The organism is uncultured Campylobacter sp. (assembly GCF_937981295.1).
Taxonomy (GTDB): Bacteria; Campylobacterota; Campylobacteria; order Campylobacterales; family Campylobacteraceae; genus Campylobacter_B.
Genome location: NZ_CALJPC010000071.1, coordinates 1 through 17,224, shown reverse-complemented (window position 1 = coordinate 17,224; position 17,224 = coordinate 1). Strand labels below are relative to the sequence as shown.

Genomic DNA, 17,224 nt, shown 5'->3' with positions numbered 1-17,224 from the left:
GTAAAATCACCCATTAACTTTGCAGGACGGCTAAATCGTCTCCGCCTAGCGTGACGGAAGCGACTTCGTTTCTCCGGTTGAATAAAATTTAACGTCGCGTAAGCTGCGCTTTGAAGGATTTTGTATGAATTTAAATACTACAAGTGCTTTGAGACTTGTTAGCGGTATCCCGTTACTTTTGATTTTCGCGTTTGCATCATATTTCTTGTTTATCTCTTTGCAGGATTACGCCAGAGTAGGAATTTTGCAGCAGCAAATTGCTAAAAATAGCAATCTCGCGGCGTTGGTAGAACAGGTAGATAAAGAGCGCGGTATCACTTCGGCGTTTTTGGGTAGCGAGGGAAACCCCGGTATGGGAACCCTTCTATCGGGTCAACGCAAAAAAACCGATGATGCGCTTGCAAAGTACAAAGAAAGCAAAAATATCAGCGAAAATGTCGTAAAAAAGACTATTTTTGATATTTTCGCTTACGGCACCGGTAATGACGAGCTTTTGGCTGCCGAGACCGATATAGACGGTTTATTAGACAAACTTCCGCAGGTAAGAAGGGATGTCGATGCTCAAAGCAAAAGCTTCGGTGAGCTTTTCAGCTCATATTTTCAAAAATTCGACGATGATGTAAAAACAATCCAACGAGTGCTAAGAGAGGGTCTTGTAAGCTCAAATATCACCGTTTGGACGGTTTCGTTGCTTAATACTTATGAGGCGATGGATGCCACCGCATCGGAGCGCGACTATATTATCGAATACATCATCGGTAGCAAGGCTATGAATCAGGCACAGCTAAGGACTTGGGCTAGCTTCAACCTATCTAGTTCGCTTCCTAATTACTACTTCTTGCCGGAATCGGATGCTAGAGCTGCAATTTTAAAAATTCTAGACGGAGAGGAATTTCAAAACGCATTAAGAGAGACTGCTAAAATTTCGGCCACATTGCAGCAAGAAGCGGACGAGGGACATTATAGCGTACCTTTTCAAGAGTGGTTTGCCTCTACTACACTTAAATATAAAAAGCTAAGCGAAATTTCTGAAAAGATCAATGCTGAGCTTGCGGCGCATGCCGATACTTATCTAGCGCAAAGACTAAGAAACCTATTTATCGCTCTTGGCATATGGGTTTTAGCGGCTATTTTGGTCGTTTTTGCCTTGGGTATCACAAGACGTTTAAGACAGAACGTTACCGACCTCGGCAACGTGCTTAGCCGAATCGGCGATTTGACGAATCAGCACGAGCATATCGATGTTAGGACTAGTGAGGGTGTTAATAAGGCGTATTCGCTTATCGAGGATGCGCTCGATCTGATTGCGTATCAAAAGGGTGCTGCGGAGGATGCCAACAAGGCAAAATCGATCTTTTTAGCTAATATGTCGCATGAGATCAGGACGCCGCTTAACGGCATCATCGGCTTTACGGAGCTTCTTAAAAATACCGATTTGGATGAGGAGAAGCGCGATTACGTTGATACCATCGAAAAATCGTCCGAAAACCTTCTAACGATCATTAATAACATTTTGGATGTCTCTAAGATCGAGAGCAATAAGGTCGAGCTTGAGGATATATTATTTAATCCTATCCAAGATTTCGAAAGCGCAGTTGAAATTTATGTCGCCAAGGCTGCCGAAAAGAATATCGACATCTTGCTTTACATCGATCCTACACTCGTGCACCACCTATACGGAGATATTACGAAGATCAAAGAGGTTCTTATCAACCTCATGTCAAATGCTGTCAAATTTACGCCTGAGCATGGCACTATCGTAGTTGAAATTTTAAGGGAGCCTAGCAAAGCTCCAGGAGAGGCGATCGTAACGTTTAGCGTAGAAGATACCGGCATTGGAATTTCTGAAGATAAGCTCGCAAATGTATTTAACGCCTTCTCTCAGGCCGACTCTACGATCACACGTAAATATGGTGGAACGGGTCTTGGACTTACGATTTCGTCGAAATACGTAGCGATGATGGGCGGCAAGCTTCAGGTCAAATCTACCGTAGGAAAGGGTACTAGATTTTACTTCACCCTTGCTTTTAAAGAGACTCAAAAGACTGATGCGGACGCAGTATTTGAAAGCATCAAAGGATTAAATTTCGCGCTTTTAGCTGATAGCGCCGATACGATGTATAATGATATCGTTAAAAACTATATCAGCAAGCTAGGCGGTAAAATTTCGATATTTAATACGAACGCGCAGTTCCGCTCAGCGCAAAATAATAACAAATATGACGCCCTTATCACTAGATTTAAGAATTACGGCGAGGTTAGCGATATATTGAGTATGCCTACGATCTTGACTCTTAAGCCAAAAGAGCTTCAAAGTATTAGTATTTCAAATTCTAAAATTTTTACCCTCACAGAGCCTTTTAATTTAACTAAATTCGTTAAGACGCTAGATAAAATTTCAAAATCCGGAATTGCTCTAAGCAGATCGGATTTTGCTCCACAGACGCATGAGATTAAGCTGGATGCTGAGGTAGAAAAGCCTACCGCCCTTGATGAAATGATTATGGAAGAGCCGGTAGTAAAAGAAAGACCTATCATCAATAAGCTCGATGAATTACGACATGCTACTACTTCGTCGGCAGACGAGCTACGCGCTATCTTGCAAAGCAGAAGGCGTACGCATGATGCCGAGGCTCATTCTGCGCATAAAGAGGAGGCTGTTAGTAAGTCTAGTATCGCTCAAGAGCTCAAAAAAGAAGCTCCTAAAGCAGAAGAACCGGTCATTAAGCCTATAGATATCGAGCCTATGAGTGATATTAAGATTGAAAAGACAGAGCCTGAATCGCCAAAGATCGATATTGATATTCCTGAAATAGTAATCCCGCGCGCAGAAAAACCAAAGGTAGAGCCTTCAAGCACAAAGGATGTCCAGACCGATATCGATGAGCCTATATCTTTGGAAATTCCTGATGATTTTGTGGGGCTCAAAACACATGCGTCGCAGACCCAGGCTCCTAAAGCCGAAACTCCTAGCATCGATCTTTCTGATATCGAAATAGAGCTTCCTAAGATTAAGAAAGAGGAAGAAGAAGTAAAGGCTGAGCCTGCAAAAGTAGAAATTCCAAAGGCTAAGATTGAGACGCCTAAGGCTGAGATTGAAATTCCTGATATAGATATCGATCTTTCGGATATCAAACCGAGCGCCAAGGTGCAAGAGCCTGCCAAAAAGGTTGAAATTCCAAGCGTAGAAGAAGAAATTCCGGTAGCCGTTAAAACCGAGTCTGAAATTCCTATCGCTAAAGCTTCGAAGCCTGATACTTCAAGTGTTTCTGCTCATGAAAATGAAATTTCAAATGTTAAACTTTCAGAACCTGAAAGTACAGCTGAAAAGATAATTGAGCCAGAACCTATCGCTGTTGAGCCAGAGCCGATAACAATTGAGCCTGAACTAAAACCTATCAAGCCAAAACTTGAAGAGGTTAAACAGGTACCTTCAAATATCGAGTTTGAATTGATAACGCCAGTAGTAGAACCAGCGGCTCAAAATATTCCTGCCGAAGAGCCAAGTATTGAGCCAGAGCCTGTAGATATTCCGAAGGTGGAGCCTGCTACTCAAAACGACCATGTCGAAGAGCCTGAGATCGAGCCTGTTAGCGTAAAAGTCGAACCGGTAGTTATCCCGCAGCCTGAGGAAGAGGAGATGGTCGAGGTGCCCGTTACCGTGTACGAAGACGAGCAGCAGGAAGAAACCATTATGGTCGAAGAGGATGTCGAAGTCGAAGAAGAGGTTGAAGTGCCGGTAGAGCGAAATCCTGCCGATGAAAATGTACCTTTGGTCAATAGAAAATATAACGCCAAAATCCTTATTGCGGAGGATAATGAGATCAATCAAAAGCTTATGAAGCATACACTAAATAGCTTTAATATGAATTTGACGATAGTCGAAAACGGACTTTTGGCGCTGGAAGCCAGAAAAGCCAATAACGACTATGATCTCATATTTATGGATATTTCGATGCCTGTTATGGATGGTATAGAATCTACAAAGCAGATCAAGCAATACGAGCACGAGAATAATCTCCGCCACATCCCGATCGTGGCTGTTACCGCCAATGCGCTAAAAGGTGATAGAGAGAAATTTATGGCAGCAGGACTTGACGAATACTGCACCAAGCCGATCAAAAAGGATATCTTAGCCCAAATGCTAGATAATTTTATCGGCGATAAACGATCCGATGCAGCGCCTGCCGGTGGAACTACAAAGAAGCTGGTTAAAAAGCTTGTAAAACGTCAGGTACCTAAGACGGTCATTAAAACTGTCAAAGTGCCAAAGACGATAATGAAGCTAGTTCCTAAAAAAAGTATAGTTTCCGATGACGTAGTGAAAGCTAAGGGTGCGCGTGTGCCGACAAAAGATATACTTATATGCAAGGCAAACATTATGGAAAGTAAAATTTTTGCTAGCATATTAAAACATCGGTATAAAGACGTAGAAATTGCGGGTAATTTCGACCAGCTTATTTCTATGGCGGCTACGGGCAGTTATAAGCTTGTTTTGATTGATAAAAAGCTAGCGGGGCTAGACTTAGCGGCGTTAGAGAGCTTACGCCGAAAAGCGCCTGCGACCAAGCTAGTTCTGTTTTCTAACGACAACGATGAAAATCCACTATTTAGCGAAGTCGCTAGTTACAATATCACCAAGTCGGGTCTTGAGAAACTCGCACAAAAATATATATAAGGATGAGGTCTTAAATGAGAGATTTGAAAGTTTTAACGGTTGATGACGACGCTATAAATTTAAAGCTACTTGAAGTTATGCTAAAAAAATACGGCAAATTCCAAACCATACTCCAAGCCAAAAACGGCTTGGACGCCCTTGCCGTACTCGAAGTTCAGCCCGTTGATTTGATTTTATTAGACATCGTAATGCCTGTGATGAATGGGCTGGAATTTTTAGATAATCTTCACGCTAGAGAAAGTATAGCTCATATCCCCGTCATCGTCCTTACGACGGACGAGACCGCTAAACGAGAGGCTTTAAATAAGGGTGCTTATGACTTTATGACAAAGCCTATCAACGACAAAGATCTTCACAAAAAACTAGACGATGTTATGAATATTATCGGCGATTAAATTGCCGATTTTGTCCTCGTAGCTCAGTAGGATAGAGCGCAAAATTCCTAATTTTGAGGCCACAGGTTCGAATCCTGTCGGGGACACCATCTATCAAATTTTCCCCCTATTTTTAGTTTTTTGATTTTTTTAAAAGCCCTACATCATGGGTTTTTCAAATTTTTTAAAAAAATTTCAAATCTTAAAAACGCTAGACTATGCAGTAGGTTTAAGAGAAACTACTATATATTAAAAAATGTATATTAGTTCTAAACTCTTTGAAAACTTTTATAATCTCTCCTATAAAAATATATGAAATTTTAAAGTATAAGCAGTTATGAAGGTTTTTTCTAAGATTAAAGACGATCCGGCTTTAAAACAGACCCCGATAAAGTCATTTAAGCGCACTATCTACTCTTTTTTTATCGCGTTTCGCTTTTAAGATTTTAGTAATGCATATCTGCTCCTTCGCGATAGATTTTGTGGTAAATTTAAAGATTACCGCTCCTATTATAACGGGAGAATAAAAAAATGGTAGGAAGCTTTGTTATTCTTTAGGAGCCTCGTTGTTTTTCAGAGGTGTCATCGTTTCTTATAGAAAAGGCTTGGTGATAGAGAATGGTAAAATCTGATATGTGGATGTTTTGAATGGTATGAGGGAATAAGTGTTCATTTTTTGAATTAGACTTTATGGAGGGGACCTATAAAAAGATCGAGATTGCTGGTATGATAAAATATAAAATCTCAATTAGCACTAAAATCCAAGAAGCCTTGCCCGAAAATTTAAAAAATTAGTGTATTATCGCCAATTTTAATTGATAGCTCCTAGCGGAAGACAAAGCCTATAAAAAGCGAATATATGCGAATAGATGCCAATAGACACTTTTGTCATGCTCAAGCTATAAGGTTTTTTTGCGGCAATATTTCGATCGTAAAAAATGGGCGCAATCGATGTTTGATCAAAAACCATTATTCTATCTCGACGATAGTAAATTTAAAGGAGCCACTTTGCAACCCCGCGGCGTCAAGCTTAAGCTTATTCTAGCTTCTATCTTTATAGGTTTAAGCTTAGCTCCTAAAGCGATTATGGCTACCCCTGCCGATATTTCTGGCGTCATAAATTCCGAAGAGCAAAGAATAAGATCAATTAGACAAGGCGTAGAGGATCCCTTTATAACGATACGCAGCGAGCAATCTTCCGCTTCAAGCGCAACCGCAGAGCCCAAGAAAGCAGGAATTTGCTTTAAAATTTATGAGATCAAACTGATTAACGCAGAAGTGCAAAACGAGCAGAAAAATAGCGCGGATTCTAAATTTAACGAAGCGGATTACGAATCTAAAAACAAAGACGATCCAAAAACTCCAGCCGTCAATCCCAAAGACGGTGCCGGCTCGGGCGTCCTTATCTCTAAACCAAATGATGAAAACTTGGGGCGCGCGAAAGTAAAAACTCCCGCTAAGTCCATCAACCCTACCTCCAATTCCGACCATTCAGTTCCACCGGGGTTTGAAAGAATTTTAAACTCAACCCTAAAAGAGCTTAAATTTAAAAGTGGCGACTGCCTGGGAAGCGATGAAATTTTAGCTCTGGCAAGAGCGTATAACAATAAAATCATATCCGCAGGCTTTATTACTACCTCCGTTTCCATCCCCCAGCAAAATATCTCCTCGGGCACCCTTCTTTTAGCTCTGCATCCGGGGCGCATAGGCGAAATTTCACTTGAGCCCGGCTCTGAAGCTAAGAACCAAAGAAGCATCTTTACCGCATTCGGCGGCGATAAAAGGGGAGAGATTTTAAACTTAAGAGATCTGGAGCAGGCTATGGAAAATTTCAATGCTGCTTCAAGAAGCGAGGCGGAGATAAGCTTAAGCCCTTCCGCAAAGCAGGGCTACTCCGATATCAATATCTCTAAACAGCAAAGCTCTCCTCTACTGCTTAGACTAAGCGCGGATAATCTGGGCTCTAAATCTAGCGGCAAATACCAAAGCACGGCTACGCTTTACGGCTTAAATTTACTTGGATTAAACGAGAGCGTATTTGCTTCTTACGGTAGGAATTTTTTAAGAGGAGATAAAAAATCTTTAGGGGATGATAGCAAAAGCGGCAGATCAGCTAACTACTACGCAGGCTTTAGTATACCTTTCGGATACTTTTCTCTATCTTTTTGGCAGAATAGATACACCTACGATCAAATAGTACCAGGGACATATGAGCTTTATACCTATAGCGGAAGCAGCGTTAGAAGAAATTTGGATCTTAACTACGTATATTTTAGAAATCAAAACTCCAAAAATTCTATGTTTTTTAGAATTTGGCAAAAAAAGTATAAAAACTATATACAAGATTATGAGCTTAGCAACCAAAGAAAGCGTGAAGGCGGCTATGAGGCGGGGCTAAAATCCAAGGTATTCTTTGATAACTCTTCGGTAGAGATGATGCTTTCGTACCTAAAATCCACGGGAGCGTTTAACGCCCTAAGAGCGCCCGATGAAGACTTCGGAGGCGGGAGCTCTAGATATCATTTGATAAACGCTGCGTTAAATTTCAAAACCAAATCTTCCGCTATCCCTTTAAGCTACGAACTGGAGCTTTACGCAAGAAGAGCCAGCACTCATCTTAGCCCCATAGATAGGCTAAATATCGGCGGATACTATAGCGTTAGAGGATTTGACTCTCAGATGAGCCTGCTTGGAGATAGTGGCTTTTATATAAGAAATACCTTGGAATATAAGTATTTTAAAAACAACGGCGTCTATCTGGCCTTTGATGTCGGCAAGCTTAGCTCTAAGGGAAAAGATTATCCCGCAGAGGGTGAAATGCTTAGCGGAGGAGGCGTAGGCCTTAGAGGAAATATTTCAGGCTCTTTTAGCTATGATCTTTTGGTGGCTTTTCCTATTAGCAAACCGGAAAATTTTAAAACAGATAGCCCCGCTTTAAATTTCTCTTTAAGCTACGACTTTTAAATTTAGCGAAATTTTATCGGCGCTTACCGCGGCGTTTAATATAAACTAAAACTATATAATGCTTAGTAAATTTTACTAACTATTTTAGCGCAGATACGCTATACTAAGAGCCGAGAAATAGCAATCCTGCGCCCAGACCGAACTCCAAAGCTAATTCAAATAAATTTTAAATAAAATATCCTAAATTTACTATTTTTTTAAGAAAGTATTCAAGAAATTTAAGATATAAACCCATCGCAAACGGAGGTTATAAGTATGCAAATTTTATGTTTAAGCTCTATTTTTAATGGCACAGGGCGTCTTAGCACCCCTACTGATACAAAAGAATATTTCGGCGTCTTTACCAAAGCAAAGAAACGCCTTGCCGCTCTTTTGCTTATTGGTTTGCTGGCTCCTTGTTTTTCATATTGCGAGATAATACCAGATAACTCCGCTCCCGTAAATCATAGAGCTTCGGTGTCTCAAACTCCGAATGCTCCCGCCACTCAAATAGATATCGCCTCTCCTAACGACAAGGGGATTTCTATCAACGAATACTCCAAGCTTAACACTCCCAAAGAGGGCACGATATTTAATAACTCTCAAGGCGGAGCTATAAGTAAAACTGCAGGCTATATACCGCCAAATCCGAGGCTCAATCGTGGCGAGGCTAAGCTTATAATCAATCAGGTAAACTCGCCTCTTCCTTCAAATTTACAGGGTAATATTGAGATAGCGGGCAGAAAAGCCGATCTTATCATCGCCAATCCTAGCGGTATCAACGTAAACGGCGCTACCATAATAAATTCCTCCTCTACTACGTTAAGCACCGCCACGCCCACCTATGAAAACGGACATCTTAAATCTCTAAACATAAGCAAAGACGGTTCTATAAATATAGGAGCGGACGGCCTAAACGATAACGGAGATTATTTAAATATAATATCTAATAGCCTAAAGCTGGAGGGTAAAATTTACGCAAACGAGATAAACGTAGTAGCGACGGACGGTAAGGTATCTTTAAAAAATACAAACTCTGGATTGAGGCAGGATAATCTAAAAATTGAGCAAGAAGGGGGATCACATCCTAAAGGTGTATCCATAGACTCCTCGGCTCTAGGGGGAATGTATGCGGGCAAGATAAATATAATATCTACTAAAGATGGAGCGGGCATCAACAATAAAGGGGCTATCTTGGCGGACAGCTCTTTAAAGATAGACGCTAACGGAGATCTGATAAATGAAGGAAAGCTGGGTTCCAACGGACAGGCTCAAATCAGCTCAAAGACCATCTCCAACCAAAAGGGCTCTAAAATTTCAGCCTCCAATCTGGATATAAAAGCCCCCTCGGTAGAAAACAGAGGAAATATACAGGCTAATACTCTAAAGCTAAAAGCGGATAGACTAGATAATATAAAAGGCACCATAAGCTCAAGCTCCGCCTTAAAGATAGAGGCTAAAAGCCTAAGCAACAAAGATAGAGCCGTAATAGGAGCGGCTAAGAGCGAAAGGCTAAATGAGCTGGGCTTGGACGATACCAAAGACCCTTCCAAAGTGGGAGTTATTCCTCCCTCCAAAAACGAGCTTAGCGTAATAAGCGCGGATCATATATCAAATATAGGCGGAGCGATACTTTCAAACGAAAGCTATTTGGATATAAAAGAGAGTCTCTTAAATGATAATAGCCTAATGGTATTAAGGGCGTTGGATTCCGAAATTCCAAATTTTTATAACCTTTCAGGTTCTACCTTTATAGTACAAGAGGGCTTAAGCTTGCGCGGCAACAATCTACGCAACGAAAGCTCAAAGATCATCTCCCTTGGAGGCGCTCTTTTAGGCTACGACAGTATAGATAACTCCAAAGGCTCTATCCTAAGCGGAGGAAATTTAATCATAAACAAAGGCGCTCTTAATAATGAAGAGGGGCTGATAAGCTCCAAAGGGGATCTCGCTTTAAACCTAGATAGTCTTAGCGCTTTAGGTAAGCTAAGCTCTGACGGTAGTTTATATCTTGGGCTAAAGGACGATTTGAGTTATAACGGAGGAATCTACGCAGGCGGCGATATATACTTAAACCTACAAGGAAATTTTATCGCCTCACAAAGGCTGATCTCCAATAAAGATCTGATCATAAACGCAAAGAGCATCAAAAACGAAAGCATTATAGCCGCACTTGGAAATTTGGCTTTAAAAGCAAAGGAGCAAATTTTAAATTTAGGCTCTTTAATCGCGCGCGGCGAGCTGATAACAAACTCTGAAAGCCTAATCAATAAAAAAGCTCTCATCTATGCGCAGGACGGCATAGCTTTAAACGCTAAAAATATCCTCAATCAAGACGCGTCCAATATACTTAGCGGAGGGGATATAGTTATAAATACGAGCTATCTTAGCAACGAAGCGCTATCTAACATAATCTCTCAAAGAAATTTAAATATTTTTAATGAAAGAGGCGAGGAGGGCAAGGCAGACGAGATCATTAACGCCTCCTCCTTGATATATGCAAAAAACACTCTTAATATCGGTGCTAAAAAGCTAAACAACCGCTCGGTTAACGAGCCCGTAAAGAGGGTTCAAAGCACCGGTTATAATATAGATTTTACCTGCAATGGCGATGGCTGGGGTTGCAGCGGCGTAGCTATCCCTTTAAAGGTTAATGCGGCAGAAATAAAAGAGCGCATCCTTAAGCAAAATCCCAATATTAGCCCGGACGAGCTAAACGCTAAGATCATGGAGGAGCTTAGCAGGCAAGATATGAATCTATATGTATTAAGCTTATATAAAAATACTAGGCTTCCGGGGGAGGATACTAGGCTATATGATGCTATAACGTTAAATTTAAAAGATAATCTTTTCGGCATAAGAAGAAGCAAGCCTCATAAGAAGGAGAGATTAAGGCAGATAAGCTACAGCATCAATAAAGAGTATATAACGGAAGATAGCCTAAGTAAATTTATGGGCTCAAACATAATCTCCGCAGGGGATAGCAACCTTAACATAGATGAGCTAAATAACGATAAGAGCGTAATTTATGCCTATAACGATCTGCTCTTAAATGTAAAAAGTCTAAACAACCGCTCTTTAAGTCTAAATCATAGTATAACGAGCCAGGCGGAGTATAGATGGAGAGGCAAAAAGCGCAAAATGCATGGCGGCTATAGCGACCAAAAGAATATCTACTACTCTCAGCCTGCTATTGCCTCCATAATAGGAGCTAAAAAAGATATAAAAGGCTACGCGGGCGATATTTCAAATTTAAACTCACACGGGCAGATAAACTCTGGTAACGCTCCCGCTCTTATAAAGGAAGCTTTTTCTAAAATAGATTACTCCCTAATAGGCAAGGGGCTCCTTAATCCTAACGCTTTAAATCTCGATAAAAACGATCTCGCGCCTAGCCTTAATAATGAAGCGGATATGCAAGATATCATTAGGCCTAGCTATATAAACAATCTCTTTTCGCCTATAAGCAGTAAATTTTATAATACCTTCTACGTTTATAGCGAGCTGATACCGGATTTTTCATATATGCACAATAAGCTAAGTTTACTTTATGATAAAAAAAGGACATCCTTGAACTCTTCGGAGGAGGAAGATGACGGTACCTTACTTAGTTCCGCACCCTCTTTGATATACGCAGGAGGCAATATAAATTTAAGCGTAAACGGCGATCTTAGAAACGAAGGGATAATCTACGCGGGATCAAATATGAACCTAAAAGCCGGCAGCGTATCAAATTTAAACTCCGCCTCCATCATCGCCGCGAACGCCCTAAGCATATCGGCCAAAAAGGATATAATAAACGCATCCTCTTTGATACAAGGACGCAGCGTAAGCTTAAACGCCGGCAGAGATATAGTACATAAAACTCTAAGTAAAGAGATAAACCTAAATAGAGCCTACGGCGATCAAAGCAGCACCTATATAGGCACTATCTCAAATATAAAATCTACCGAGGGCAGCGTAGCATTAAATGCAGCTCGTGATATAACCGTAAGCGGAGCGAGCATAGACTCTGCTGCAAATTTGATCCTAAACGCTGCAAAGGACGTAAACATAAATAGCGCGGAGGAGAAGCTAAGCTATAACTTTAAAAGCAAGGGTGGATACTATAAAGAGGATATCGTTAAGAATACAAGCTCCAAACTTAACGCCAAAGATAATATCCTAATTAAAGCGGACGGTATAGCCATAAGCGGAGCGGATATTAATGCGCGCAGCGGTGATGCTTTGCTGCAGGCAAAGAACTCCATAAATCTAAGTGGGGATATCGATAGTAACTACTACGAGAGCGAATTTAAAGAAAAGGGCTTTGCGTCTAAAAAAAGCACTACCACTAAAGCTTTAAATCAAAGCGTAGTACCTACTAGCATAAGGGCTAAAAATATAATGCTTAGCTCGCAAGAGGCCGATATCAATATAGCAGGCTCTGCATTAAAAGCTAAAGAAGCTATAGATATACAGGCGGGAAACAATATCAATATATCGCCTCTAAGCTATAACTCCTTAAACTATAAAAATAGCTCCAAATCCTCTTTAGGCGGATTGAAAGCTAGTATGGATATGCACTCGCTTTATAAACGAAATTTGCAAAGCTCCTCCCTATCGAGCGAAACGGGGAATATAAACTTAAGAGCAAAGAACGATCTAAGCCTAATATCTGCGGATATTTCAAGCGGACGCAATCTAAACTTAGGCGCGGGAAATTCCATCAATATCCTAGCGGCTAAGGAGTATAAAGAGGAGCTAAGCGCCCATAAGAAAAGAAGCTTCAATCCGCTCTCGGTGTTCAACTATCCCGTAGCGATAGCGGCTTCCGTGGGGGCAATGGATAATATCGCATTAGAGGCCGGGATAGAAAAGATAGGCGGGGGAAGCTTTACCGAGGTATATAGGTCGGATTATAATAGCAAGCAGGTAAAGGAAGGTATATCTAAACTATCCGATATCAAAGCTGCGGGCGATATAAGCTTAAACTCTCCTACAGCTTTTATAACTTCAAATATGAAAGCGGGCGGAGATATAAATATAGACGCTAAAAACCTAACGATATCCGCTGCCGCTAACGAATACAGCGAACAAAGCTCGCAAAAAAGCACCTCCGTATCTATTACTAAAGCGAAAGACTCGCTAAATCAGATGAAGCCTAAATCCTTGGACGAGTTTAAAAAAGATACCAGCCTTAAAGCCAAAATAGCGTCCGCCTCATACGATAAATCCAATACGAACTTATACGGTACCGAGACCGTCTCTTCTAATATGGAAGCTAAAAATATAACTCTTAGAGGGGATAATAGCCTAAGCGTTATAGGTTCAAATTTAAAGGCCGAAGAGGATCTTAACTTAATATCTAAAGATGGGAATATCAATATAATAAATTCTACCGATACCGCAAGCTCCTCATCTAACTCTAAGCATCTGGAAGGCTCCCTATCTCTTACCGTTCAAAACGAATACGCCCAGATCGCCCCTGCGGCTATCGCCTTGCAAGAAGCGATAAAACAGCTAAATCAGACCAAAAAGCAATACAAGGAGTATAAGGATCAGAAAAATGCTCTACAAGACAAACTTGTTGAGTTAAAGAACCGCTATAAGGCTAAAGAGGTAGGCATAGACTACTCCGACATTGAAGATCTACAAAACATAATAGAGGACGTAAAGGACGAGGAGAAATACTATCTATCAAATATCGCTCTAGCTACCGCTAACGTAGCCTCTAAAACCGCCGCCCTCATCTCCCAAGGATCTGCCGCATCCTCTAGCTGGGTTACCTGGGGCTTTAGCGTAGGCGCCTCTGCAGAGCTTAGCGGAACCACTTCCAAAGATAGTTCCAAATCAAGTAACTCCGTAGCCTCTAATCTTAGCGGCAAGAATATTAAAATTTTAACTGATAGCAATAAAGATACCGCTATAAATATCAAAGGCTCAAATTTATATGCTAGTAATGATATATACCTAAACACCCATAATCTATTTATGGATGCTTCGCAAGATAGCTATGAAGCTAAACAAAGCTCTAAAACCATAAGCGGAAGAGTATCTGCTACTATGTATGGAGGCGGAGGAGGAAGCGCAGGGCTTGATTACTCTAAAAGCAATATGAAAGAGGAAAGCCTTAGCCACAATAACGCTAAAGTTTATGCAGGACATAATATATACGCCTTAGCTAGTAACGACGCTTTAATAAAAGGAGCAAACCTTAGAGCGGATAACGCTTTAGCTTTAAAGGTAGGACATGATCTAAGCCTAGCAAGCTTGCGAGATAGCTATAATTACGATAGCAAATCAAGCTCTATAGCAGCAGGTATAGGTATAAGCGGCAGTAAAACAACCTCCGATCCTTCTCGTCCTTATGCCATAAGCAACAACATAGTAAGGTATTCAAATTCCAAACTTTCAAGCATAAACGCTAACTACTCCAGATCCAAATCAAGCACTATGGTAAAACAGACCGTGCTATCTAGTATAACCGCTAAAGAGTTAGACATAGAGGTAGGATCTAACACAGATCTAAAAGGCTCACTAATAGCCGCAGGCTACTATGATGAGAATGGAAATTTCATAGATAACGGCAAGCTTAGATTAAAAACAGATACTCTAACTTTTTCAAATTTAAGCAACACCAGATACGACAAATCAAATTCTTTAAGCATAGGAACCAATTATGCTTTTAAGGATCCTCAACAAGGAGGAGGCGGAAGTAAAGATGGAGGTAGCCAAGCTAAAGAGAGCAGGGGCTCCGAAGCTAAAGAGAACACCGCGGGATCAAACGCCTTTAGCTCAAATCACATGAGCGGTATGCAAACAAGTGGCATCATAGGACAAAGCGGCACGAGCTTGCAAGATAAAAAGAACGATACCGACCCTAAGTCTAAAATTTCATCGATTAACTACGCTAATAATAGAAACCTATCCTACTCTATGAGTAAGAGCTTAGCTACTATAGGAAAAGGAGAGCTTATAGTAGGAGATAAAGATATAAGCTCTTTAAGTAAAGATGAGCTTGCTTCTTTACAATCTGATCCTAACAATAAGGCTCTATATAACTCAGACGATCTTAGAAGATTAAACAGAGACAGCTCCAAGCTAAGTAAAGAGCTATACTCTACAAAGCTAAGCTCTAACGTTGATGCAAGTGTGGATATGAGGTTTTTTAGCGAAGGGGGAAGGAATGAGATAAAAAGAGATTATGAAGACGCCTCTACCATATATGATGCCATATACCAAATAGCAACTACCGATAGAGTTAGCTTTACGGACTTTTTTAGCGAAAACGGCAAAGGCTTTATGACGGTAAACGGAGTAAGGCAGGAGATAGCAAATAATCCAGAGCTAAGAGGGATGCTACAAAGCGATGAGCTTTCTGATCAAGAGAAACAAGCCATAACGCAAAATATCACAAGGCAGGTAATGCTAAATTTAGGCTACATCCCTAATCAAACAAAGACCGTCTATACCGATGAGACTGGTAGAGACGGTAAGCAGATAATGGGCTTTTACTCCTTGCAGACCGGGCGCAGCTATATCAATATAAAAAACAATGAAAGCACAAAGGATCTAGTCGCTACCTCTGCTACAGAAAGCCAAAGAGCTATGGATCATCAAAGAGGCATAGACTTCCTTAAAAACGAAGACGATCATTCGACCTATTCACGAAATTTCGGAAACGCAGTCGCTAGATACTACGGATATGCTCTTAGCTCATACGGCAGTGGCTACGGCTCTGCTAAGATAAACGCTCCTAGTAGTATCAATCAAAACTACTATGCAAGCAACAATAAAGAATTCTCTAGGCTGGATAAACAGAAGGGAGCGAATAGGATAAATTTATTTGACCCATATGAGCCTACATACGAGGGAGGAGACGATTTCACGGCAGACTATTCAATGCATCTTAACGCTGATTTTTCTGGTGCAATAAGAGAATTTTTAACCAACTATAGGGAACTATATATTGGTGGGCATGGCGATGGGAACAAAGTAGGAACGCGAAGAGGTGCCGCATACACGCCAGAAGAATTGTATGAAAAATTTATAAAAAATGATAGTACATGGAAAAAGGGGAGGGTAATAGCTATACATTTAGCCGCATGCAGCAGTGCAAATTATGCGCAGAAGCTTTCTAATTTAATCTATACAAAAACAGGAAGATCCGTCGTTGTATATGGAACAAAGGGGGAATATGGCTACAGCCCTATATTTTTTCTACCAAACATTGCCGACGAAGGTATGGAGAAATTTAAACCAAATATACAAGGAGTAAAAAATGAAAAATAGTTTTCAGCGGGCATTTTTAACACTAGTGACTTTGATCGCCGGGGCTTTGATGTATTGGGCATTGGATTATCGGTTTTCTCAAGATGCTGAAAGGAAAGATCCTTGCTACTATGCATATTTTAAGGTTTATGATAATAATAAAAGCAGATTCGCTTATTGCATAAATAAAGAGCTAAGGAGGGCGGCTTCTCAGATAAAATATTATTTAAAATTTCTGCCCGAAGATATTAATTTTACATCAGAAGAAGAACACGTAATAGAAAAAGGTAAAATGTTTTCAAATTCATTTAATGAATTGAAATAATATAGTAAAATTAAATTTTGTAGTATACGGAAACGGCTTACGCTAAATGTCAAGAAATTTAAAACGGCTGGTTAGACAGGAAGCATCGATTAATATAGGAGATTTCACCGGTCTAACAGGCGCATCATTTGAAGAGATATTTTCAAGAGCGTCGAAAGACTGGAAAGTAGTGCTACAAAATGACGGTAATGGAATAAAATTTGTCGATAAAGATGGTGCGGATAGGGTCAGAATACATGCGCCGGAAAACAATCCGAATTTACCAAGCACCGCAAATACTAATAGTGGATGGGTTTTAAGAATTCCGTTTAGTAGAAAAAAATATTTTGATGATACTGGTAAAATATTACCATATGATACCGATGAAACCCACATCCCAATAAAAGGAAACCCAAATGCAAATTGACGGAAAAGAGATATTTAAAAAGGGTGATCTTATGTTCCATTTAACTCGAATGGCTTCTTTGGAACATCAGGATAAATATATCGTTCATCCTACGGCTAAACATTACGAAAGTCCTTCGGAAATGGTAGAATTTTTATATACCGAATGTAAAAATGCCTTATTGGAACAATTTAAATTTTGTTTCCTGCCATACGAAAGAGATACACTAATGGTGCTTGTGGAACTTATAGATAAAAATTTTAACG

General features: G+C 40.4%; 7 protein-coding genes and 1 tRNA gene. All 8 read left to right on the top strand.

The window, feature by feature from the left end; genetic code table 11:
* Positions 1-124: 124 nt before the first annotated feature.
* The gene (locus Q0135_RS05845) at positions 125-4,678 is read left to right on the top strand and encodes an ATP-binding protein (protein WP_297989115.1); all 4,554 of its coding nucleotides are present in this window, start codon (positions 125-127) and stop codon (positions 4,676-4,678) included.
* Between the two features lie 14 nt (positions 4,679-4,692).
* The gene (locus Q0135_RS05840) at positions 4,693-5,073 is read left to right on the top strand and encodes a response regulator (RefSeq protein ID WP_005869488.1); all 381 of its coding nucleotides are present in this window, start codon (positions 4,693-4,695) and stop codon (positions 5,071-5,073) included.
* Positions 5,074-5,085: 12 nt separating this feature from the next.
* Positions 5,086-5,162 (top strand) — tRNA-Arg (locus tag Q0135_RS05835).
* Between the two features lie 841 nt (positions 5,163-6,003).
* Complete coding sequence (locus tag Q0135_RS05830; RefSeq protein ID WP_297989113.1) at positions 6,004-8,016, top strand: ShlB/FhaC/HecB family hemolysin secretion/activation protein; 2,013 nt, start codon at positions 6,004-6,006, stop codon at positions 8,014-8,016.
* A 255-nt stretch (positions 8,017-8,271) separates the two neighbouring features.
* Entirely contained in the window at positions 8,272-16,269 is a 7,998-nt protein-coding gene (locus Q0135_RS05825) for a hemagglutinin repeat-containing protein (RefSeq protein WP_297989110.1), read from the top strand.
* The gene (locus Q0135_RS05820; RefSeq protein WP_297989108.1) at positions 16,259-16,573 is read left to right on the top strand and encodes a hypothetical protein; all 315 of its coding nucleotides are present in this window, start codon (positions 16,259-16,261) and stop codon (positions 16,571-16,573) included. The genes Q0135_RS05825 and Q0135_RS05820 overlap by 11 nt, the downstream gene beginning before the upstream one ends.
* 46 nt (positions 16,574-16,619) lie before the next feature.
* Positions 16,620-16,979, top strand: coding sequence for a hypothetical protein (locus Q0135_RS05815; RefSeq protein ID WP_297989105.1), 360 nt, complete (start codon positions 16,620-16,622; stop codon positions 16,977-16,979).
* Positions 16,969-17,224: phytanoyl-CoA dioxygenase (locus Q0135_RS05810; RefSeq protein ID WP_297989103.1), on the top strand; the 256-nt coding region annotated here is incomplete at its 3' end. The genes Q0135_RS05815 and Q0135_RS05810, both read left to right, overlap by 11 nt.

Bases quoted from the DNA above. Each gene is read 5' to 3' on its own strand.
- Q0135_RS05845 (WP_297989115.1), top strand. From the start codon at position 125: ATGAATTTAAATACTACAAGTGCTTTGAGACTTGTTAGCGGTATCCCG.
- Q0135_RS05840 (WP_005869488.1), top strand. From the start codon at position 4,693: ATGAGAGATTTGAAAGTTTTAACGGTTGATGACGACGCTATAAATTTA.
- Q0135_RS05830 (WP_297989113.1), top strand. From the start codon at position 6,004: ATGTTTGATCAAAAACCATTATTCTATCTCGACGATAGTAAATTTAAA.
- Q0135_RS05825 (WP_297989110.1), top strand. From the start codon at position 8,272: ATGCAAATTTTATGTTTAAGCTCTATTTTTAATGGCACAGGGCGTCTT.
- Q0135_RS05820 (WP_297989108.1), top strand. From the start codon at position 16,259: ATGAAAAATAGTTTTCAGCGGGCATTTTTAACACTAGTGACTTTGATC.
- Q0135_RS05815 (WP_297989105.1), top strand. From the start codon at position 16,620: ATGTCAAGAAATTTAAAACGGCTGGTTAGACAGGAAGCATCGATTAAT.